21 protein-coding genes are annotated in these 21393 nt (G+C 50.6%); 17 read left to right on the top strand and 4 right to left on the bottom strand.

Annotated elements, in window-relative coordinates; genetic code table 11:
- Positions 1-29 precede the first annotated feature (29 nt).
- Positions 30-1604: a F0F1 ATP synthase subunit alpha gene (gene atpA / locus CRO74_RS14625; protein WP_097127112.1), complete on the bottom strand. Its 1575-nt coding sequence runs from the start codon at positions 1602-1604 to the stop codon at positions 30-32.
- Between the two features lie 373 nt (positions 1605-1977).
- On the opposite strand from atpA, the gene CRO74_RS14620 reads away from it, so the two are divergent.
- From CRO74_RS14620 to CRO74_RS14610, 3 genes are all read left to right on the top strand, one after another.
- Positions 1978-2742, top strand: coding sequence for an FKBP-type peptidyl-prolyl cis-trans isomerase (locus CRO74_RS14620; RefSeq protein ID WP_245877847.1), 765 nt, complete (start codon positions 1978-1980; stop codon positions 2740-2742).
- A gap of 99 nt (positions 2743-2841) precedes the next feature.
- Positions 2842-4977 (top strand): carboxy terminal-processing peptidase, encoded by a 2136-nt coding sequence (locus CRO74_RS14615; RefSeq protein WP_097126773.1) that lies wholly within the window; start codon positions 2842-2844, stop codon positions 4975-4977.
- 91 nt (positions 4978-5068) lie between these two features.
- Complete coding sequence (locus tag CRO74_RS14610) at positions 5069-5308, top strand: hypothetical protein (RefSeq protein ID WP_097126772.1); 240 nt, start codon at positions 5069-5071, stop codon at positions 5306-5308.
- A gap of 4 nt (positions 5309-5312) precedes the next feature.
- Here CRO74_RS14610 and CRO74_RS14605 read toward each other — a convergent pair whose 3' ends face one another.
- On the bottom strand, positions 5313-6710 hold the full coding sequence (locus CRO74_RS14605; protein WP_097126771.1) for an MATE family efflux transporter: 1398 nt from the start codon (positions 6708-6710) through the stop codon (positions 5313-5315).
- A 210-nt stretch (positions 6711-6920) separates the two neighbouring features.
- On the opposite strand from CRO74_RS14605, the gene CRO74_RS14600 reads away from it, so the two are divergent.
- The 5 genes from CRO74_RS14600 (at position 6921) to CRO74_RS14580 (ending at position 11825) form a co-directional block, all read left to right on the top strand.
- On the top strand, positions 6921-7736 hold the full coding sequence (locus CRO74_RS14600; RefSeq protein WP_097127111.1) for a DUF4290 domain-containing protein: 816 nt from the start codon (positions 6921-6923) through the stop codon (positions 7734-7736).
- Positions 7737-7830: 94 nt separating this feature from the next.
- A complete protein-coding gene (murA, locus tag CRO74_RS14595) occupies positions 7831-9138 on the top strand; it encodes a UDP-N-acetylglucosamine 1-carboxyvinyltransferase (protein ID WP_097126770.1) in 1308 nt (435 codons plus the stop codon).
- Between the two features lie 237 nt (positions 9139-9375).
- Positions 9376-10032, top strand: coding sequence for a DUF305 domain-containing protein (locus tag CRO74_RS14590; protein ID WP_097126769.1), 657 nt, complete (start codon positions 9376-9378; stop codon positions 10030-10032).
- Between the two features lie 63 nt (positions 10033-10095).
- Positions 10096-10872: a bacteriorhodopsin gene (locus CRO74_RS14585; RefSeq protein WP_097126768.1), complete on the top strand. Its 777-nt coding sequence runs from the start codon at positions 10096-10098 to the stop codon at positions 10870-10872.
- 53 nt (positions 10873-10925) lie between these two features.
- Positions 10926-11825 carry an SAM hydrolase/SAM-dependent halogenase family protein gene (locus CRO74_RS14580; protein ID WP_245877846.1) on the top strand — a complete coding sequence of 300 codons (900 nt, stop codon included), beginning with the start codon at positions 10926-10928 and terminating at the stop codon, positions 11823-11825.
- A gap of 47 nt (positions 11826-11872) precedes the next feature.
- On the opposite strand, the gene CRO74_RS14575 is transcribed toward CRO74_RS14580, so the two are convergent.
- Positions 11873-13705, bottom strand: coding sequence for an ABC transporter ATP-binding protein (locus CRO74_RS14575; RefSeq protein ID WP_097126767.1), 1833 nt, complete (start codon positions 13703-13705; stop codon positions 11873-11875).
- A 175-nt stretch (positions 13706-13880) separates the two neighbouring features.
- Here CRO74_RS14575 and CRO74_RS14570 point away from each other — a divergent pair, with 175 nt between their 5' ends.
- The 8 genes from CRO74_RS14570 to CRO74_RS14535 are packed head-to-tail and all read left to right on the top strand — an operon-like array spanning position 13881 to position 19096.
- Positions 13881-14225, top strand: a complete 345-nt coding sequence (locus CRO74_RS14570; protein ID WP_097126766.1) for a PadR family transcriptional regulator — start codon at positions 13881-13883, stop codon at positions 14223-14225.
- A gap of 2 nt (positions 14226-14227) precedes the next feature.
- The gene (locus tag CRO74_RS14565) at positions 14228-14899 is read left to right on the top strand and encodes a hypothetical protein (protein ID WP_097126765.1); all 672 of its coding nucleotides are present in this window, start codon (positions 14228-14230) and stop codon (positions 14897-14899) included.
- Positions 14900-14905: 6 nt separating this feature from the next.
- Complete coding sequence (locus CRO74_RS14560; RefSeq protein ID WP_097126764.1) at positions 14906-15571, top strand: hypothetical protein; 666 nt, start codon at positions 14906-14908, stop codon at positions 15569-15571.
- 6 nt (positions 15572-15577) lie between these two features.
- Positions 15578-16249, top strand: a complete 672-nt coding sequence (locus tag CRO74_RS14555; RefSeq protein WP_097126763.1) for a hypothetical protein — start codon at positions 15578-15580, stop codon at positions 16247-16249.
- A gap of 4 nt (positions 16250-16253) precedes the next feature.
- Positions 16254-16949, top strand: coding sequence for a hypothetical protein (locus CRO74_RS14550; protein WP_097126762.1), 696 nt, complete (start codon positions 16254-16256; stop codon positions 16947-16949).
- Positions 16949-17650: a hypothetical protein gene (locus tag CRO74_RS14545; protein ID WP_097126761.1), complete on the top strand. Its 702-nt coding sequence runs from the start codon at positions 16949-16951 to the stop codon at positions 17648-17650. Before CRO74_RS14550 ends, CRO74_RS14545 begins: the two co-directional genes overlap by 1 nt.
- Before the next feature lie 10 nt (positions 17651-17660).
- Positions 17661-18368 (top strand): hypothetical protein, encoded by a 708-nt coding sequence (locus CRO74_RS14540; RefSeq protein ID WP_097126760.1) that lies wholly within the window; start codon positions 17661-17663, stop codon positions 18366-18368.
- A 23-nt stretch (positions 18369-18391) separates the two neighbouring features.
- Entirely contained in the window at positions 18392-19096 is a 705-nt protein-coding gene (locus CRO74_RS14535) for a hypothetical protein (RefSeq protein ID WP_097126759.1), read from the top strand.
- A 2-nt stretch (positions 19097-19098) separates the two neighbouring features.
- Here CRO74_RS14535 and CRO74_RS14530 read toward each other — a convergent pair whose 3' ends face one another.
- Positions 19099-20202: a glycosyltransferase family 4 protein gene (locus tag CRO74_RS14530; protein WP_097126758.1), complete on the bottom strand. Its 1104-nt coding sequence runs from the start codon at positions 20200-20202 to the stop codon at positions 19099-19101.
- 129 nt (positions 20203-20331) lie between these two features.
- On the opposite strand from CRO74_RS14530, the gene hemE reads away from it, so the two are divergent.
- A complete protein-coding gene (hemE, locus tag CRO74_RS14525; RefSeq protein WP_097126757.1) occupies positions 20332-21366 on the top strand; it encodes a uroporphyrinogen decarboxylase in 1035 nt (344 codons plus the stop codon).
- Positions 21367-21393: the final 27 nt, after the last annotated feature.

Here is a 21393-nt window from a genome sequence, read left to right as displayed (position 1 = left end):
TCTCACTCCTGGCTACTAACTCCTCAAAACTAATAATTTGCAGACAGATCAGCCGCTACACGCTTCAGGGTTGCTACTGCTTCGTCGGTCAGCTTACCGGCGCGAAGGTCGTTCAGAACGTTCGGGTGCTGGGCACTCAGAACCATACCAAACTCGCTTTCAAACTCCCGAACTCTGTTAACCGGCACTTTGTCCAGCAAACCATTCGTCGATGCGTAAATAATGGCCACCTGCTGCTCAACCGGTACCGGCGAGTACTGAGGCTGTTTCAGCATCTCCTGGTTCCGGCGACCCCGTTCGATGGTCAGCTTAGTCGACGCATCAAGGTCAGAGCCGAACTTGGCGAAGGCTTCCAGTTCGCGGAACTGGGCCTGATCGAGTTTCAGCGTACCGGCTACTTTCTTCATCGACTTGATCTGGGCGTTACCACCCACCCGCGATACCGAAATACCTACGTTAATGGCCGGACGGATACCCGAGTTGAACAGGTTCGACTCCAGGAAGATCTGACCATCCGTAATCGAAATTACGTTCGTCGGGATGTAAGCAGATACGTCACCCGCCTGGGTTTCAATGATTGGAAGCGCCGTTAGCGAACCACCACCTTTCACCCGGTCCTTCAGACTTGGTGGCAGGTCGTTCATCGTTTTAGCGATGTCGTCGTTCTGGTTGATTTTAGCGGCCCGCTCTAACAAACGGCTGTGCAGGTAGAACACGTCTCCCGGATACGCTTCGCGTCCTGGTGGGCGACGCAGCAGCAGAGACACTTCGCGGTAAGCAACGGCCTGTTTCGACAGATCGTCATAAACGACCAGTGCCGGACGACCCGTATCGCGGAAGAACTCGCCAATGGCGGCACCCGTAAACGGCGCAAAGAACTGCATCGGCGATGGGTCGGATGCGTTGGCGGCTACGACTACGGTGTAGTCCATGGCACCGGCTTTACGCAGCGTCTGCTCAACCTGCTTTACGGTAGAAGCTTTCTGACCGCAGGCAACGTAGATACAGAACACAGGCTGACCTTTGTCGTAGAATTCTTTCTGGTTGATGATGGTATCGATAGCCACGGCGGTCTTACCCGTCTGACGGTCACCGATGATCAATTCCCGCTGGCCCCGGCCAATGGGGATCATGGCGTCGATAGCCTTAATACCCGTTTGCAGTGGTTCCGTTACCGGCTGACGGAAGATTACGCCCGGTGCTTTACGCTCCAGCGGCATTTGGTACAGTTCACCCTGGATAGGGCCCAAACCGTCAATAGGCAAACCGAGGGTATTTACCACACGGCCCAGGATACCATCACCTACATTTACATAGGCAATCTGGTCGGTCCGTTTAACGGTGTCCCCTTCTTTGATTTCTGAGTAGTCGCCGAGCAATACAGCTCCAACGTTGTCTTCTTCAAGGTTCAGGGCCATGGCCTGAAGCCCATTGTCGAACGACAGCAATTCGCCGGCCTGCACTTTCGAGAGGCCGTAGATACGCGCTACGCCGTCGCCGATTTGCAGCACCGTACCGACTTCTTCGAGTTCAGCCTCGGTTTGCGTACCGGCCAGTTGCTGGCGCAGGATGGCTGATATCTCGTCGGGTCTTACGGATTCCATATGTGTATAATGAGAATTTAATGTTGATTTTTCGGCCGCAAAGGTACGATTAAAATTTAATAAAACTGCGATGAAACAAAGAAACAACGGCTGAATGTTAGACTTTTCCGCTAAATCGTTCGGCCACTTTCGGCCAGTAACGGGGCCTTGGAAACCGTTCATCCAAAATAACAGTACTTTACCCCGCGAAAATTGACATACGCCAACTTTTCAACTACATTTATCTGTCTGGCCTTACATAGAATTAAGATTTATTAACAGATAAGTGCCTTACTATTTTTTATCAAAGAGACCCGTACTTAAACTTTTATCCTATTCTTTCACGTTTCAATAGTATCAAGTTTTGTTTACATACACCCCGTTTCGTTTTCGCATGAAGTTTAACCAATGGATGCTGGCAGGTATTACGTCAGCCGTTTTTGTCGCCGGTTCCGCGACAGCCCAGGTCAAAAAGCCAACTGTTAAAAAGCCCGTTTCGGCCGCCAGGCCTGCAACGGCAACTGCAGCCACTTCTCTAGCCTCCAATAAAGATTCTGTCAGCTACAGCATTGGGATGGCAATGGCCCAAAACTTTAAACAGCAAGGCATGACAGACCTGAATACCAGTATGCTGGCTCAGGGCTTGAGTGATGCGATGAAAGGTCAGAAAACCCAGCTTACGCTGGAACAGATGGGCCAGTGTCTGAACGAATTTCAACAGAAGCAAATGGCTGTTCGTAACGCAGAAGGCATGAAAGCATCAGCCGAAAACAAAAAGATTGGCGCTGCCTTTTTAACTGAGAACAAAGCAAAGGCGGGAGTAGTTACTACCGCCAGTGGTTTGCAGTATTCGGTTGAAAAAGAAGGCACTGGTGCCAAACCAGCTGCGACTGATCGCGTTAAGGTACATTACACCGGCCGCCTATTGGATGGCAAGGTATTTGACAGTTCGGTGGAACGCGGTCAACCTGCCGAGTTTGGTGTGACGGAAGTAATAAAAGGCTGGACGGAAGCGCTTCAATTGATGCCAGTTGGCTCGAAGTGGAAACTCTACATCCCGTCTGATTTAGCTTACGGAGATCGTGGTGCGGGTGCCGATATCAAACCCGGCTCAACATTAGTCTTCGACGTAGAGTTGCTTGATATAGTTAAACAATGAGTGAATTAAGAATGAGTGAATGAGTGAATAGGCCAGGTTAGTCTTAATTATTCATTCATTGACTCATTCTTTCATTCTCAATTAATCTGGGTAATATAGATGAAAAAGTATCTGGTGACCCTAGTGCCCGTGCTGATGCTGAGTTTTCAGCCGGATTCGCCTTCAAACGGTGCCCCTAAAACACACGGGCAAACCGTTTCTAAAGGCGTTGTGAATGGAGATAAAAACGCTGGACCCGTTGAGGAGCTGAAGCCATCCATCTCGCAGGAAAAAGTCGAAACGCTGGTAGCCAAGTTGCTCACAACGTATCATTACCGCAAGGTGAGGCTCAACGATTCCCTCTCATCGGTCGTTTGGGATAACTACCTGAAAGAACTGGATGGTAATAAAACGTATTTTCTGGCATCGGATGTAGCCTCCTTTGAGAAATACCGGTATCAGATTGATGATGCGCTCATTAATGGCGACCTGACGGCAGCTTACGACTTGTTCAACCTCTACCGGAAGCGGTATCAGGAACGTAGTGATTTCGTTAAAGCCCAGATCAAAAAGCCGTTTACCTTTACCACCGACGAAAGCTTCAACACCAACCGGGAAAAAGCAGCCTGGCCCAAAACGGTGGAAGAGCAGAACGAGCTATGGACAAAGATCCTGAAAAATCAGGCGCTTGAACTGAAGCTTGGCAACCGGAAAGACAGCGCCGTAGTCGCCCTGATGACCCAGCGGTACACCAACCTCGACAAAGCCATTAACCGGGTCAAAAGCGCGGACGTGTTCCAGATGTACATGAACTCATTTGCCGAAGCACTCGACCCGCACACCAACTATCTGTCGCCTAGCTCGGCGGATCGGTTCAATCAGGACATGAGCCAGTCGCTGGAAGGCATCGGTGCCATTCTGCGCGAAGACGGCGACTATATCCGCATCATGGATGTGCTACCTGGTGGCCCGGCCTTTAAGAGCAAGCTGCTCAACAAGGATGATAAGATAGCCGGTGTTGCTCAGGGTGATAACGGTGCGATGGTAAATACCATGAACTGGCAGGTCGATGAAGTTGTGAAGCTTATCAAAGGCCCCAAAGGAACCATTGTTCGTCTACAGGTCATCTCGCCAAATTCGCTGGCAGGTGCTCCACCGAAAGAAATCCGGCTGGTTCGGGAGAAAATAAAACTGGAAGAACAACGAGCTAAGAAAGAGGTCATCGAAGTGACTCAAAATGGCAAACCGTTTAAGATCGGCGTTATCAACATCCCTATTTTTTACCGTGACTTCGAAGGCGCACGCAAACGTGAAGAAGGATTCAGCAGCACCACAAGTGATGTAAAACGGTTGATCGATTCACTCAAAGCTGAGAAAGTGGCGGGTATTGTCATTGACCTTCGCGACAATGGCGGTGGATCATTAACCGAATCTATTGACCTAACAGGTTTGTTTATTCCTAAAGGACCGGTTGTTCAGGTGAAAGAGTCGTCGGGCGAAACCGAAGTATACTCGGACAAAGACGGTGGAACAGTTTACTACGATGGTCCACTGGCCGTTCTGGTAAACCGGTTTAGTGCATCGGCTTCGGAAATTTTCGCAGCCGCTATTCAGGACTACAAGCGGGGCATTATTGTGGGTGGCCAGACCTATGGCAAAGGCACGGTACAAACGATGGTTGACCTGAGTGAGTGGTTACCTAAAGAGCCGGAAAAAATTGGTCAGGTAAAAATGACAATTCAGAAATTTTACCGTATCAATGGCAGTAGCACACAACACAAAGGTGTGACACCCGATATCCAGCTGCCATCGGCTTTTTCGGCGGAAGAGTATGGTGAAAGCTCACAGCCAAGCGCCCTCCCCTGGGATCAGATCAACTCGACCCGCTATGAGCAATCGCGTGGCCTTGATGACAAAATCCTAAGCCGACTTCGTGATCGGTTTGATCAGCGCCTTAAGTCAGATACTGAACTGAAGCAACTGGCGCAGGAACTAGCCGACTTTAAGAAAGCGAAAGAAAATACGGTTGTCTCGTTACAGGAAACGAAGCGCCGGAAAGAGCGTGAAGAAGCGGAACGCAAGCGCGCAGCAGCCAATAAAGTATCGCAGCTATCGGCATCCTCAGCGGATGAGCCTGAAACTGTTGCTACCGCGACGCCAGCGGCTTCTAAGAAGAAAAAAGACCTGTATTTGAATGAAGCAGGGTTAGTGCTGGCGGATTATATTACAACCGCTCATCTGGCGGTAAATAAATAAGCTTGAATCAATCCATAAGTTGATAAAAAAACGCGCAGCGAACCGTTGCGCGTTTTTTGCGTTTACCAATAACCAATTCCTGGATCACTGTATGTGGTATTTCCTTGTTAAACAAAACACCCTCGACCGGGCGCAGTATCAGGCACTGCAAAAACGGGCTTCGCTTACAGAAGTTGAGTTGTTCAATGAGCCTTATGAAAACTGGTATGTTTTTTCGGTTGAAAAAGATGCCTATACAGCCTTTATGGACCATCTGGACCGCGATGGTATTGGCTATGATCTGGCCACCGAGCGCCCAACGCGCGATGAAATGCTGGATAGAATGCGCTAGGGTATCAGACGATCGGGGCATTTGAAAAATTGGCTCCGGCGAACAGATCGGCACGCTTGACCCGTCGGAAAAAGCGCCAGGTCAGCAGAACGGCGGCAATGGAAAGGCCCGCCAATAAACCAATCCAGACCCCAACGGCATCCATACCCATTGGAAAAGCCAAGACGTAACTCAACGGCAGGGCAACCACCCAATAGGAGAATAATGTTATCAGCGTAGGCATGTTCACATCCGAAAGTCCCCGCAGACCACCCAATGCCACAACCTGTATACCATCAGAAAGCTGAAAGAAGCCCGCCATAATTACCAGCGAAGCCGCAATACTCATAACGACCGGATTGTCGCGGAGGTAAAGCGTAACGAGCCAGTCGTTGGCGGTCAGGAAGATCAGGGCTGTAACGCTCATAAAACTCACCGACAACAGAAAAGCTGACACCCCGGCCCGCCAGACATCCTCCCGGCTTCCCCGCCCCACGGCCGCACTAACCCGAATAGCAGCCGCCGACGAGATCCCGGTTGCCATCATGTACGTTACCGATGCCATATTGATGGCAATCTGATGGGCGGCCAGTTGAGCCTCCCCCAGCCAGCCAACAATTACAACCGCCAGCGAAAAAGTAGCCACCTCGAAGAAGAACGTCAGGCCACCCGGAATACCCAATCGCAGAATGACCCAGGCTTCTTCTTTCGAGGGCAGTGACTTAAATTCCTTTTTCAGATAGGCCCGAAAGTGCGCCGTTCGGTAAATATAAAGCAGCATCGCGCCCGCCATGAACATCCGGGATAGTAAGGTTGCCAGGGCCGAACCCATCAGTCCCAGTTCCGGAAATGGGCCAACACCTTTTATAAAAACGTAGTTGAAGAGAGCATTTATCCCCAATGCCGATAAGGTTATGGCCATCGCCACCCGAGGATACCGAAGCCCGTCGCATAGCTGACGGGCGGCTACAAAAATCAGCAGCGGTAAAAGTGACGCACTTAAAATCAGCATAAAGTCGCGCGATAGCCGTGTCACCTCCGGGGTTTGTCCGAACAGATTAAAGTTGAAAGCCAGTAGTACGGACAAACCACCCAGCAAAATACTCAACAGACCAGCCACTCGCAGCCCGGCCCGAAACAAACGATTTACCCCCGCCGGATCGTTCTGGTTACTGGCTTTAGAGACCAAAGCCGCCACAACCGACATACCCCCTACCCCAATACTCGACATCAGGAAAGACAGTGAATTAGCCAGACCGGCAGCGCCCAACGGCACCGCTCCCAGTAATCGTCCCACAAACAGGTTATCTGTCACACCCATCAGAACCACGCCTAACTGAGCAATAATGATTGGTATGCTCAGGCGAAGAGTATCGGCAAATTCGGCGCGGTAGGTAAGCAGAGGGCGATGGGCAGCAGGCATGGGGCAAAGGGCGTTGGGCAGAGGGGTAAGGAGACTGGGGCACAAAGATAGCATTTCCTGATGTCCCATTCTCCGCAGCCCTTGCTCTTTGCCCTAGGCCCTCACCCCTATGCTCTCTGCCCGACACCCTATGCCCCTACGCTCATTACCCCTTGTCCCTTGGCCCATTCCTTCGTACTTTTGTTACTTTATCACCTATCGGGCAAGCCCTTGAAAGAATACGGCAGTAGTATCCAAAAGCTCGTTGACAACATGGTCAACATTGACGATCGCTCAACCCGAACTCGGTATGCACATATCCTGATTGAGTTGATGCGACAAATCCATCCCAACATGAAGGATGGTCAGGACTACTACAACAAATTGTGGGACGACCTGTATATCATGTCTAATTTTACGCTGGATGTGGATAGCCCCTACCCACCCCCATCGGAAGAAGCACTTGGCAAAAAACCCCAGCGGGTTCCTTACAACACCCATAATCTGAAATTCAGACATTTTGGCCGGAATGTCGATTTGCTAATCGCCAAAGCGGTTGCCCTGGAAGAACCCGAAGAACGGCGGGCGTTTGTTTCCTACCTGACGCGCCTGATGCGGACCTTTTACCAGGCCTGGAATAAAGAATCCGTTGAAGACGAAACGATTTACCAAAGCCTGATCGAGCTCTCGAACGGTAAACTTTCCGACGATATTAAACTCATTCGGGAGCAGGGATTGGTTGAATCGACCCCCCGCGAACGTACCGGCGACCAGCCGCAACGCATTGGCGGTAGTGGCGGAAATAACTTCCGAAACGACCGCAACAACGGTCCGCAGGGACGACCCAACAACCGCAATGACCGCAACGGGAATAACGAGAATGGGCAAAACCCGCGTAATGTCAATAACCGCAACCGGAACGATAACCCGCAGGGACGGCCTAACAACCGCAATGACCGCAACGTCGATGGCGGACAGAATCCACGGAACTTTGGCAGCCGTAATCGCAACGACCAAAACAGAAACAATGACCGGCGCAGACGGTAAATCTTAGTTATAAGCGATACGCAGCGACGGGAACCGATCAGTCGGTTTATGTCGCTCAGGCATCATTTATAATTCATCATTCATCATTTCCTAAATGGCATCTTTTCAAATTACAGGCGGACGCAAACTTAAAGGCGAACTGAATCCGCAGGGAGCAAAGAACGAAGCTCTACAAATTCTGTGCGCCGTATTGCTGACCAAGGAGCCCATCACGATTCACAACATTCCGGGCATTCGGGATGTGAATCAACTCATCGACCTGCTGGGCGATCTGGGCGTTTGGGTGACTAAAACCGGCGAAAGTTCGTACCGGTTTCAGGCCAGTGACGTCAACCTCGATTACCTCGAAACCGACACCTACAAGCGTAAAGCGGCTGCCTTGCGGGGATCGGTCATGTTACTTGGCCCCATGCTGGCCCGCTTCAAAAAAGGGCGTATTCCCCGGCCGGGTGGCGACAAAATTGGTCGTCGTCGGTTAGATACGCACTTTTTAGGATTCGAGAAATTGGGTGCCCAGTTCAACTACGATGCTAACGATGGCGGCTATTATCAGGTAGATGCCAGTAACCTGCGCGGCACCTATATGCTGCTCGACGAAGCCTCGGTAACGGGCACCGCCAACGTACTTATGGCCGCTGTTATGGCCGAGGGTACTACCCAGATCTACAATGCCGCCTGCGAACCTTACCTACAGCAGTTGAGCAAGATGCTCAACTCCATGGGGGCTAAAATTACGGGTGTTGGTTCCAACCTGCTCACCATTGAGGGGGTATCGGAACTGCACGGCACGGAGCACACCATGCTGCCCGATATGATCGAGATCGGTTCGTTTATCGGGCTGGCCGCCATGACACAGTCGGAGATTACGATCAAAAACTGCCGGATTCCGGAGTTGGGCATTATCCCCGACCAGTTTAAGCGGTTAGGGATTCAGATGGAATTCCGGGGCGACGATATTTTCATTCCGGCTCAGGAACGTTACCAGATCGAGAGCTTTCTGGATGGCGGTATGATGACCGTTTCCGATGCCCCCTGGCCCGGCTTCACCCCCGACTTGTTGAGCATTGTTCTCGTAACTGCCGTACAGGCGCAGGGAACGTTGCTGATCCACCAGAAAATGTTCGAAAGTCGACTGTTTTTCGTGGATAAACTCATCGACATGGGTGCTCAGATCATCCTGTGCGACCCGCACCGCGCTACGGTTGTTGGCCTGAATCGCCAGATTCCCCTGAAAGGCATCCGGATGTCGTCGCCGGATATCCGGGCGGGGGTTGCCCTGCTAATTGCGGCAATGTCGGCCCAGGGAACGAGTATCATTGATAACATCGAGCAGATTGACCGGGGCTATCAGCACATCGATACCCGACTAAACGCCATTGGTGCCGAGATTATCCGGTTGTAACTAAAAGTCTTTGCTTCTAAGCCCGGCCTTCTTTTTGCAGGTCGGGCTTTTATGTGTTAAAGCAGCCAGACTATAGTTGAGTGTTAACGTGCAATTCGAATTAATTACCATCGGTTTTGAGAAGCCGGTATTCCACAAATCGTTGATAACTAAACCCCGCCCGTTAAACCTTCTTCATGGATTCTTGTCTTTAGTACAGAATAGGTTTAGTTTAACAGCAAAAAATAAGTACGCCTAATGAAAACGTTCCAATTCAATCTAGCCGTTTGGTCACTGGCAGCCCTCCTGTCCGGCGGTTCGCTGGTTGCCTGCGCCCAGGCCACAACAGGGGCTGCTACCGCCAGTGCCTCCACGGCCAGCGACCCAGCCAAAACAATGCTGTTGCAACCGCTTCAGCAGATGGTTACAAAACTAAAAAAGTTACAGGCAACCGGCGACCCCGACTTTGACTATGCTTTTCAGGCCAAGATTCATGCACAGGGGGCACAGGATTTATTAAAGCAGGAGATTCAGAATGGGAAAGACTCGTCATTGAAAAAAATGGCGCAAACGTTGCTGACCGCCAGTGAATCAGAGCTTTCGCAACTGAACAATACCCTGTCCGGTATAAAGCCAACGCGGCCAAATCAGGCGTTTACACAACAGCAAAACCGGAATGTAGAAGCAATTAACCTAAAGCTACAGCAGACGGGGTCCAGCGATAAGCTGACCAGTAACCTGGATAGTAATTTCTCAACCCTTTTGATTGACCAGCGCCAGGATGCCATCGATTTAGCCAGGACTTACCTGCAATACGGGAAGAACAACACCCTGAAGGCCTATGCTCAGCAGTTGATCGATCAGTCAACGCAGCAAATGCAACAGATGAAAACGATGGCACCCACACCTAAATAACGCCAATCGTTGCACCATGAATGTACTAACGTTAGTTTTGACGCTACTAACGTTAGTACATTCATGGAAATAGCCGATTCGTTTGTTCCAACGGCGGGTGTCGTTGGCATTTTCCCGTTAGTCACGTACTTCTTCTTAGTGGTGGCTACGTATATTTTTCTGGGTACATTTATTGCGTCTCTGGCCATACGCCCGGCCACAGCAACCCAGCCTATTCAACCTGCGCTGATCCTTACGGCGGTTACTGCGGCCATTGCGGGCTTCTCTTACTACCAGATTCAGAGCCACTACCATACTATGCTGGCCGAACTGGCCACGGTTACCAGCCCCGACGACCGACAGGTTCTCATCCGGGAATCGTACAACGCCATTGGTCAATACCGGTTTATGGATTGGGCCGTCACGGTTCCACTGCTGCTGATTCAGGTAGTTTTGTTACGAACAGACACCTCCATAAAGCAAACCCGGCTGCTCATCACACTGGCGGGAGCCAGCTTTTTCATGATTCTGACCGGCTACATCGGTCATCAGCAGCTTGGTTTCGACAACGAGATTTTAGTTGGCCCCAAACTGATCTGGGGGTTTGTTTCTCTCCTCGGCTATGCCGCCGTAGCACGAACGCTATTGCCCTTTTTGAAGCAGGCCAATCCCCAGCCTGTCGCCCGGCTTGTAACGATTTCACTGGGCGCGTTTGCCCTGGCTTACCCACTGGGTTATTTTCTCACCCTCACCCCGATCGACTTCAACAGTATTCACATTCTCTATACGGTCGCCGATGTCGTCAGTAAAGCAGGTATGGGTCTGGCCGTTTACTATACGTACAAACGCACTATTGAGTAACGACGACATTCTGCGTACATTGAGCGTTGTACACCACCCACCTACGTATGTTTATGATGCAACGTCTATACAGTCTGGCTGTTATGTTGGTATTAGTATTGGCCTCACCGACAAAAGCTCAGAAGGGCATTGTTGTTTTTCAATCCGACTTTGGTCTGAAAGATGGAGCCGTTTCGGCCATGAAAGGCGTTGCCCTGGGTGTGTCGCCAACGCTTAAGCTGGAAGATCTCACTCACGAAATTCCTGCCTACAACATCTGGGAAGCGGCCTATCGGCTATACCAAACCGTGCCTTATTACCCCAAAGGCACCGTTTTCGTCTCGGTTTGCGACCCCGGCGTAGGCACCGAGCGGAAGTCGGTCGTCATGCTTACCAAATCCGGCCACTACATTGTCACACCTGACAACGGCACCCTAACCCTGCTGGCTGAGCACCTCGGCATTGCGGAAATCCGGCAAATTGATGAAGCCATTAATCGCCTGAGAAATTCAGGAGCATCGTACACCTTCCATGGCCGCGATGTGTATGCGTATACCGCTGCCCGACTGGCTGCACGCACCATCACCTTTCAGCAGGTAGGCCCGAAACTGCCCGCCCAGATCGTTAAGCTGGACTACCAGAGAGCTGAGTATAGCAATGGTGTTGTGAAAGGAAACATCCCCGTGCTCGATGTTCAGTACGGCAACGTTTGGAGCAATATCCCCCGCACCCTGATCGACCAGTTGGGTGTGAAACCCGGTGCCTCTGTGCGGGTGCAGATTTTCCACGGCGACACGAGCCTGTACGTCAAGACTGTTCGTATGGTGAATACCTTTGGCGAAGCTCCCCTGGGCGACGATGTAGCCTATATGAATAGCCTGCTCAACTTTTCCATAGCCGTTAACCAGGGTAATTTTTCGGAGAAGTATAAAGTATTCAGCGGCCCGGACTGGAGGATTGTGGTGAGTAAATAATGTAGTACCGACCGCCGATGCGTCGGACCGCCCGGTCGGTACTACAGTTAAACACTCTGCATGGTGCTCAATTTCCGGTAAAAACCTTCGTCCAGCGTCAGCAGTTCGTCGTGGCGACCGCGTTCAACGATGCGTCCCTGGTTGACGACCAGAATCTCGTCGGCGTGCTGAATGGTGCTAAGCCGGTGGGCAATCACGAGCGTGGTACGATTGGCCATCAGGCGCGTCAGGGCTTCCTGCACTAGTTTTTCCGACTCGGTATCGAGGGCAGAGGTAGCTTCGTCCAGAATGAGGATTGGCGGGTTTTTCAGGATGGCGCGGGCAATGCTGATGCGCTGCCGCTGACCACCCGATAGCTTGCCGCCCCGGTCGCCAATGATGGTCTGGTAGCCGTCGGTCTGGGCGATAATAAAGTCGTGGGCGTTGGCAATGCGGGCGGCTTCCATGACCTGCGCTTCGGTGGCCGCACTGCCAAAGGCGATGTTGTTAAAAATCGTGTCGTTGAACAGAATACTCTCCTGCGTCACGATGCCCATCTGTGCACGCAGGGAAGCCATACTACAATCGCGCATATCGACGCCGTCAATCAAAATCTGACCGGCGGTGGGGTCGTAAAAGCGGGGAATCAGATCGGCGATGGTCGATTTGCCACCTCCCGACGAACCCACCAACGCAATGGTTTTACCTTTTTGCAGATCGAACGTTATATCTCGCAAAACGGGGGTTTCGACGTTGTAGGCGAAGGAGACATGCTGCACCGAGATTTTATCCCGAAAACCGTCCAGCACCATCGCATCAGGTTTGTCCTGAATCGTAGGAACCGTATCGATCAGTTCCAGCACCCGCTCCCCCGAAGCCAGCCCCCGCTGCGAGCCGCTGAAGGCATTGGAAATATCTTTGGCCGGGCGCGTCACCTGCGAGAAAATAGCGATGTAGGTTATAAATTCAGATGCCGTCAGGTCCGACTGTCCGCTCAGGATCAGCGACCCGCCGTAAAACAAAATACTGGCTACGGCAGCCACGCCGACCACTTCTGAAAACGGCGATGCCAGTTCACGTCGGTTGGCCAGCGAGCGAATAGCGTCGCGATAACCTTGATTTTCGCGCCGGAACTTGTCCAGAATGAACCCTTCCGCCACGAACCCTTTCACCACGCGCATCCCGCCAAAGGTCTCGTCCAGCAAGCTCACCAGCCCGCTCAATCGCTGTTGTCCCTCCTGCGCATCGCGCTTCATCCGGCGAACCAGCGTAGCAATAAAAACCCCTGAAATCGGGATGACAACAATGGCAAACAGCGTCAGCTTGACCGAAATAGTGAGCAGGGCAATAACATAACCAATCAGCAGAAACACTTCTTTGAAAGCCGCCGAAAGCGTATTGGCAATGGAGTTCTCCACTTCCTGTACATCGGTCGTAGTGCGGGAAATGAGGTTCCCTTTTCGCTCGTTCGAGAAGAAACCGAGGTGAAGTTGCAGAGTTTTGGCAAAAACTGCTTCCCGAAGTTTCGCGACCATCCTGGCCTTGAACGACTCCAGTTGCCGCACAGACAGGTACTTGAACAGATTATTGAGCAGTACAGACAGGATGATTACGAAACAGACGAATTGTAACGCCCCCACTTTGCCGTAATCCTGAAATACCTGAGCGAAATAGTATCTAAAGAACCCAGTTGGACTGGTGGTGAGAGTTGGCGCGGGCTGATTCAAAAACGCTTTCATTTCCTGTGCGTCCACTTTATCGAACAGGATACTGAGCAGCGGAATGAGCAGTGTAAAATTTAACACGCCAAAAACACTGGACAGCAACGATGTAAACACGAACGGTGTCAGAAATCGGCCCAGCGGTTTGGCAAACGAGAGTAATCGAAGGTATGTTTTCATTGATGGTGCAAAGTTAATCCGAACCTGGATTTATATGATTTTTTTGATTCCCCTGATTTTTTCAGCGAAAAAAACCTGTTAAAATCATGGTCTGTCAAAAAAATCACATAAATCCCAGTTCAGATTTAATACCTAAGACTTGGAGGTATATAAAATTCTTTTGTACGTTTGAATCATGAACACATCCTCGAATTCCTCTTTACTAAAAGGTAGCCTGTCGGTCATGATTTTGCGGTTGCTGGAAGACCGCGAGAAGATGTACGGCTACGAAATTACGCAGAAGGTAAAAGACCTGACGGCGGGTGAAATGACCATTACCGAGGGAGCCCTTTACCCGGCTCTGCACAAACTCGAAGCCGATGGTCTGCTCACCACCGAAACCCAGATTGTTGACGGCCGCGCCCGCAAATACTACTCGCTCACCAAAACCGGTCATACCGAAGCCGCTGGGCGCATTGCTGAACTGGCCGCTTTTCTGGAAAACCTGAACCTGGTTCTGAAACTTAAACCGAGTCTTTAACAATGGCCCTGACACCTTTTCAACTGAAATACCTGCGCTTCGATTTAATTGGACTGGGCGACATAAAATACGATGATGTTGTCGATGAATTGCTCGACCATTACGCCAGTTTGACCGAGCAAAAAATGGCAAATGGGCTGGCGTTTGAGGAAGCCAGCAAACAGGCCTGGGCTGACCTGGGAGCAGAAAAAGGCGTTCAGAACATTCAGGCATCGTTTGTCAAGGCCATTAAGCAGCAGATTAAAACGCAGCATATTACTATTTTAAAGAGTTATTTCCGGTGGCCCACCCTGCTTACAACAGTACTTGTTGGGTTATTAGCCTACGTAGTCGTACCGCTGATCCCGGTGAAAGAGTTAATCCTGTACACGTTTTTTATCAGCCTGATACCGTACCTGTTTATACTTCGCGGGTTTTATTATGGCTTTCACCAGCAAACTGACACGGGCAAGCTCGTCTGGGAGTATATGTTCCATAAAGGCGGACTAGCCGTTACCTTTATTCAGCTAGGAATGAGCTTACCCAATGGCTTTCTGGAAAACGCTCCTGAGTCAACACGAACATTTTTGCAGACCTACCCCACCGTTTCTGTGCTCATTTGCCTGTTGGTGTTACTTTACACCGCGAGTTTCATCCAACTATTTCAGCACCAGTATAAACACAAATTCGTTTAAGCCGCTATGCTTACTCCCACCCAACTTGACCTTCTCCGCCTGGATTTATCCGGCCTGGCGAACATTGAATACGACGAAGTCATGACCGAGCTGCTAGATCATTACGCCAGCCTGACCGAGCGAAAGATGGCGCTCAACATGTCGTTCGACGATGCCAGCAAGTGGGCCTGGGCCGAGTTGGGCAGTGGCGAAGGACTACAGCAAATTCAGACGGATTACGAAAAAAGTATCATGAAACAGGTACGAGTGCGGCACTTCGAAATTTTGAAAAGTTATTTCCGCTGGCCTGCCTTCGTGACAACCGCACTGCTTGGTACATTGATGTACTTTACGGCCCCATTTATTAGCGCGAACGGCATGTTTACTGTTTTCTTCGTTTGTGGTCTGTCTCCATTAGCGGTGTTATTCTATGGGCATCGGAAGCACCTAGACCAACAAACGGATAAACGAAAAATCGTCTGGACTTATCTACGGGAATCAGGAAGCTTCATTTTTAATTTGTTTTATGTGTTTGGCATAAACGGCCTTGATTCGTTATTCGAAGAGAAGAGCAAAATTTGGCTATTTCAAGTACACTCAACAATTGGCCTTGTGTTATGTATGGTTGTCTTGCTCTATGCAGTCAGTTTTATCCAGCTTTTCAAAGAAAATTTCAGCCTGAAACTCGCTTAACCTGCCATGCTCACCCCCGCCCAACTCACTGCCATCGACCAGCATCTGCGTAAGGAAAACTGGTTACTCAACGAAGAGCTTATTATCGAACTCACCGACCACTATATCAATGGGATCAGTGAGCGGCTGGCGCAGGGCATGCCCTTCGACGTAGCCATGCGGGAAATCCAGCGAAATTTCGGCGGGCGCAAAGGATTATTGGCGATGGAAGAAGAGAAGGCCAAGCATCAGTCGTCGCGTATAGCCAGAGAGTTAAGGCAATTGATAGGAAGTTATGTTCGCCCACCCCGACTGAGTTTAACCATACTACTAATCGGATTAGCTTATTGGGCTACGACAACAGGGCTAATCGGTGACTGGATGGGCTGGTTTCATATCATTGTCGTTTGCCTGTCTACCGTACCTATCGCTGCTCTTTTTATGCATAACGGCTATTTGTACGTGGCTGGACGTAAACAGTCGATGAGCGATTTTAGGGGTGTTTTCTACCGGTATATCCTGGCGATCAACCTAGTCAACATCCCTAACTTTTTCTGGGGAAACTTTACCATTAAAGCAATTTCCAGTTACTCGCCCCCCTATCAGATCATCATAACGTTTGTCTACCTGTTCATCTGGACAGTAATCCTGGATTTCGTTCTGATTCAGCCCAAACGGTTTAATACTTTAGCTATCTGACACTATGCTCACTCCTACCCAACTCACCACCATCAGTCAATACCTGAAAAAGTCCGGCATTATTTATGAAGAAGTTCATGATGAACTTGTTGACCACTTTGCCAATGCCATTGAGGCTCAAATGGCTAATCAGGCATCGTTCGATGAAGCACTGGTCGACGTAGGCAGACAATTCGGTTGCCGACAGGGACTAACATACATACAAAGCAAACAGGCTCAAGCCACCAATAAGCAGTACAACCAGAGCCTCATACAGTACGCACGGCAGTTGATTAGATGGCCCAATTTTCCGGTAACAGCCATATTGGTCTGGTTGATTTACACACTGGTGAGGCTGGCTCCCACTATGCTGACGATCACGTATACAATTCTGGTTATCTCCGTTGTCCCTTTCCTGATCGTCGTCATCCTGCTGGGGAAACACCTTGGACAGTACATGCGGCATAAGCGCCCAGTGGCCTGGTCGCTGGAGGGAGGAACGTTGTTTTCCAGGTCTTTCGCTACTCTTTCGATCTCTGTTTACCCAAGCCTGCTGGTTTATTTCGGCTGGATAACCCCGAAACAAACGCCTTTAACCGCTGGCGAACAGACTATTTTTTTCGTTCTTTCCTGCCTTACCCTTTTCCTGGTCTATGCTCAACTGAATATGCTTATCCGTTACGCTAAATCAATTGACAAACCGCTTACTCGTCTATCCTAATGCGTTTAACCCCCGCCCAACTCACTGCCATCGACCAGCATCTGCGTAAGGAAAACTGGTTGCTCAACGAAGACCTCATTACCGAACTCACCGACCATTACATCAATGGGATCAGCGACCGGCTGGCAAGCGGTACGGCTTTTGACGTAGCTCTGCGGGAAATCCATACCGGCTTTGGCGGACGGAAAGGGTTGCTGAAAATGGAAGAGGACTATCAGGTGCAGAGTTACCGAAAACATGCACAGTTGGAATGGCAGTTGATTCGTTCCTTTATGGATGGATCGAAACGGCCGATTACCGTCGGTCTGTTCGTTGGGTTGTATATAGTCAACACGTATTTCGGTGCGGAGGATATGGTAAAAACCGGATTAGCTGTTGGCTTTCTGTTTGTTACGGCCTCTGTTCTCGTGAGTATTGCCAAAAGTATTTTCTTTTTTTATCAGAATCGACATGAGGTCAGCCAGGCCGTTATGCAACCGAGTTCGCCAGTTTTTATCGCGGTCTACCTGCTTAGTGTGTCCCTGCTGCTTTTCAATAAATACGGTTTAGCAACGTACGGTTTAAGCCTTCCGGCGTCGGTAATCCTATCGTTGCGAACCTTGTTGGAAACGCTGTGCCTCGTTTATTACGCGGCTATTGTATTATCACTAAAACAAGTTTTACGAAAGTCACTTTACAGCCGTCTTCCTAAGTCTGCTTAACTAATTAGCCATGCTCAACTCTGCCCAACTCACCATTCTGCGTCAGGACCTGCTTGAAGACGCGGCTATTTCTTACAAAGAGGTGCTGGACGAGTTACTGGACCATTACGCCAGCCTGACCGAGCGTGGGATAGACGAAGGTTATTCGTTTGAAGAGGCCAGCCGAAAAGCGTGGATCAGCTTGGGAAGCGGACAGGGCATTTCTCACATTCAGGAGCGGTACAAGAAACTATTGCTGAAGCAAATGCAGGTGCAGCACTGGGCCATCGTACGCCGTTATTTCGGCTGGCCTACGCTGGTTACGACCCTGCTAATCGGTGTGTTGACTTATTTTATTGCGAAGGCTGTGCCGCCGGGAGCGTTACCGCTGGCGTTTGTAGTCCTCGTTTTAGTACCTTATTTATTGTTTATCCCCAGCGAATTACGGTTGTTTTGGCGAGAACGGATAAGGAAACAACAGACACTGACCTCGCTCCGCCGGGAAGTTGTGTACCGACAGGCGAGATATGGTAATTACTTATACCTAATCGTTATCCAACTGCCCGCGCTGGCTGCCAGCTTATTTTTAGATGGTACTCGCTGGTATCCAAATCGACCATACCTGTTTGAATGGCACGCGGGCCTGTCAGCAGCTCTAGCCTTCGTGGCTATTCTGTACACCCTTACTTACATTGAACTTTACAAGATGCAATCAACTCAAGGATTTGCTAACGTCTAACACATCTTCTCCGCCCAAACCTGATGCTTACGTCCGCCCAGCAATCCACCCTCGACTACCACCTCCGCGAGACCAACCTGCTCACCAACGAGGAGCTAATCCAGGAACTCACGGATCATTTCACCACGGCCCTGCTCGACCGAATGGCGCAGGGCATGACCTTCGCAACCGCATTAACAGCGACACAAGAGGCCTTTGGCGGGCGTAAGGGATTGCAGAAAATGGAGCGGCAGTACAACCGGGTCACCTTCCGGCACTATGACGAGCGTTGGTATCAGGCAGTGCGTACCCAGTTTCAAAAACCGTTGTTGTGGCGACAGACGGTGCCAGTGTGTGCTGTTTTAATTCTTTTATCCTTTGTCGGCTACGCCCCTGATTCAGCAAATGGAGTGGAATTAGATAGCGACTTCTACGCTGGTTTTGCAACGGGCACTATAATGGGTTTCTTCGTTTTAATTATGGGCCTGGTCTGGCCATATCTGAAAACTGTTTTCAGATATGGAATTCACAATGTCCCTACCGAAGCATTATATCTGATAACACGCCATTCTGTGTTGCTGCCTGTTATTTATGGAATAGGTGTAACGGGCTTTTTGGGGATATTACCTCTCATTCCATACCCAACTCAACCTTTGTTGATTTTCCTATATTTGGTGGCAATTGGCTTGTATATGCGAACCGGCAATATCATGTATGAGTCACTGTATGAAATTCACCCAAACCGATAGTATTATTTATTACCCAACAACCCCTCATACAACTTCCAGTACTCTGCTGCCACACTTGGCCAGCTGAAACCGGCGGCCCGTCGGCGGAGACGTTCCTCGCGCAGGGAATTCTGACCGAAATCATGCAGCCCGTCGTGCAGTACTTTGGCCATGTTCTCCGGCTCGAAGTCTTCAAAATAATAGGCTTCCTTGCCGCCTACTTCGGGTAAGCTCGTCAGGTTGGAAATGAATACCGGCTTACCAAACGTCATGGCTTCGGCAACGGGCAAGCCAAACCCTTCGGTCAACGAGGGAAACAGAAATGCTTCACAATGGGCGTAGAGCCATAATTTCGTCGATTCATCAACCGACCCGGCCAATAATAACCGGTCGGCCACACCCAGTTTCTCGGCCTGCTCGCGGATGTGCTGCGCGTAGGGGTGACGGTCGGGACCAGCCAGTACCAGCCGATAGTCAGGAAATGCTTCGAGCAGCGGCAGCAGCGTATGCACGTTCTTTTTCGGGTGAATGACCCCTACAAACAGGAGAAAAGCAGATTGGGTGAAGTCGTGCAGGGGCGAATCGGCGGGTAACTCGGCCGGTGTGTTTTTCGGATCGACGGCCACACCGGTATATACCACATCGAACGGCGTGGTTTCGGGAATGGTCAGGTGCTTCCGAACCACCGAAGCCGTAAACGCCGAACCGGCCGTCAGCAACGATGCCTTGTTGATCTTTCGCTGCAACCGGGCCAGTTTACGCTCCTTTTTAGCGGCTGAATAATCGGCTCGTTCCAGAAAATTAAGATCATAAATCGTCAGCATCAACTTCGCCGACTTATTGATCAGCGGATTGGGCAGATAGACCGAATCCTGATGCAGACAATGCCAGACATCATACTGACCGGGAATTAGAAGCTTTCGTTGCCACGACGCTTCGATGTACGATACCGAGTTGCCAAAAACACCCGATTTCCCTTTTGGCACCAGAAAGGTCAGTTTCCACGGTTCGCCGTCGCGACCCTCGGGGCGTTGACGAACCAGTTCGTGGCCCAGGTGTAAGCAAACCTGCCCCAGACCACTATTGAGGTCGCGCAGGCGTTCGGCGTCGATAAAGAGAGAAGGCATACGATTTCCTAATTTTGGCAAAATTGGGAAATATTAGAACATACAGCCTAAATAAAAGCTCTTTCCTTAAAAGTAATCAGAGTGATCATTCCAATCCGATGAATCCCGGTTCAGGACTATCTTTGCACCATGACTTTACAAAATGACTTGTTACTCCGCACCGCGCGGGGTGAACTGACCGAGCGGGTGCCGGTCTGGATGATGCGTCAGGCCGGGCGTGTGCTTCCTCAATACAGAGCGGTTCGGGAGCGAGCCGGGAGTTTTATCACCCTGGCCAAAACCCCCGAACTAGCCGCCGAAGTCACCATACAGCCGGTCGATGCTTTCGATGTCGATGCGGCCATTATCTTCTCCGATATTCTGGTCGTGCCCGAAGCGATGGGGCTCCCCTACGAAATGATCGAAAGTCGGGGCCCAGTTTTCCCGTCGACGGTACGCAATCAGGCCGACCTGAGCCGTTTGCGCGTGGCCGATGCCGAAAGCGATCTGGGTTACGTGCTGGATGCCATTAAACTGACCAAGAAAGAGCTGAACAACCGGGTGCCGCTCATTGGTTTTGCCGGAGCGCCGTTCACTATTTTCTGCTATATGACCGAAGGCAAAGGGTCAAAGACCTTCTCGGTAGCCAAGAAACTGCTCTATACCGACCCCAACTTTGCTCACGCCCTGCTTCAGCAAATAACGGACAGCACCATCGCGTATTTACAGGCGCAGATTCGGGCAGGGGTCGATCTGGTTCAGATCTTCGACTCGTGGGCGGGTATTCTCTCGCCGGAGCAATACCGGACCTTTTCGTTGCCCTATATCAAGCAAATTTGCGATGTGATTGCCGGAACGCCGGACCGCGACGTACCCGTAACCGTTTTTGCCAAAGGGGCATTCTTCGCCCGGCACGAAATTGGTCAGCTGAGCTGCGATGTGGTCGGACTGGACTGGAATATGGACCCCAAAGAATCGCGGGCGTTAATCCCCGACCGCGTTTTGCAGGGAAACCTCGACCCCTGTGTCTTGTACGCCGATTTTGCCCAGATTCGGGCGGAGGTGAAACAGATGTTCAGCGACTTCGGTCACCAGCATTACATTGCCAACCTCGGCCACGGCATCTATCCCGATACGGACCCCGACAAAGCCCGGTGCTTTGTTGATGCTGTGAAAGAAATGTAAACGTACCCTAGACTGTAGTCCGGATAG

Source organism: Spirosoma fluviale (assembly GCF_900230225.1).
Taxonomy (GTDB): Bacteria; Bacteroidota; Bacteroidia; order Cytophagales; family Spirosomataceae; genus Spirosoma; species Spirosoma fluviale.
Note: the sequence above shows the minus strand (reverse complement) of the source record. Positions and strands in the feature narration are given on the sequence as shown.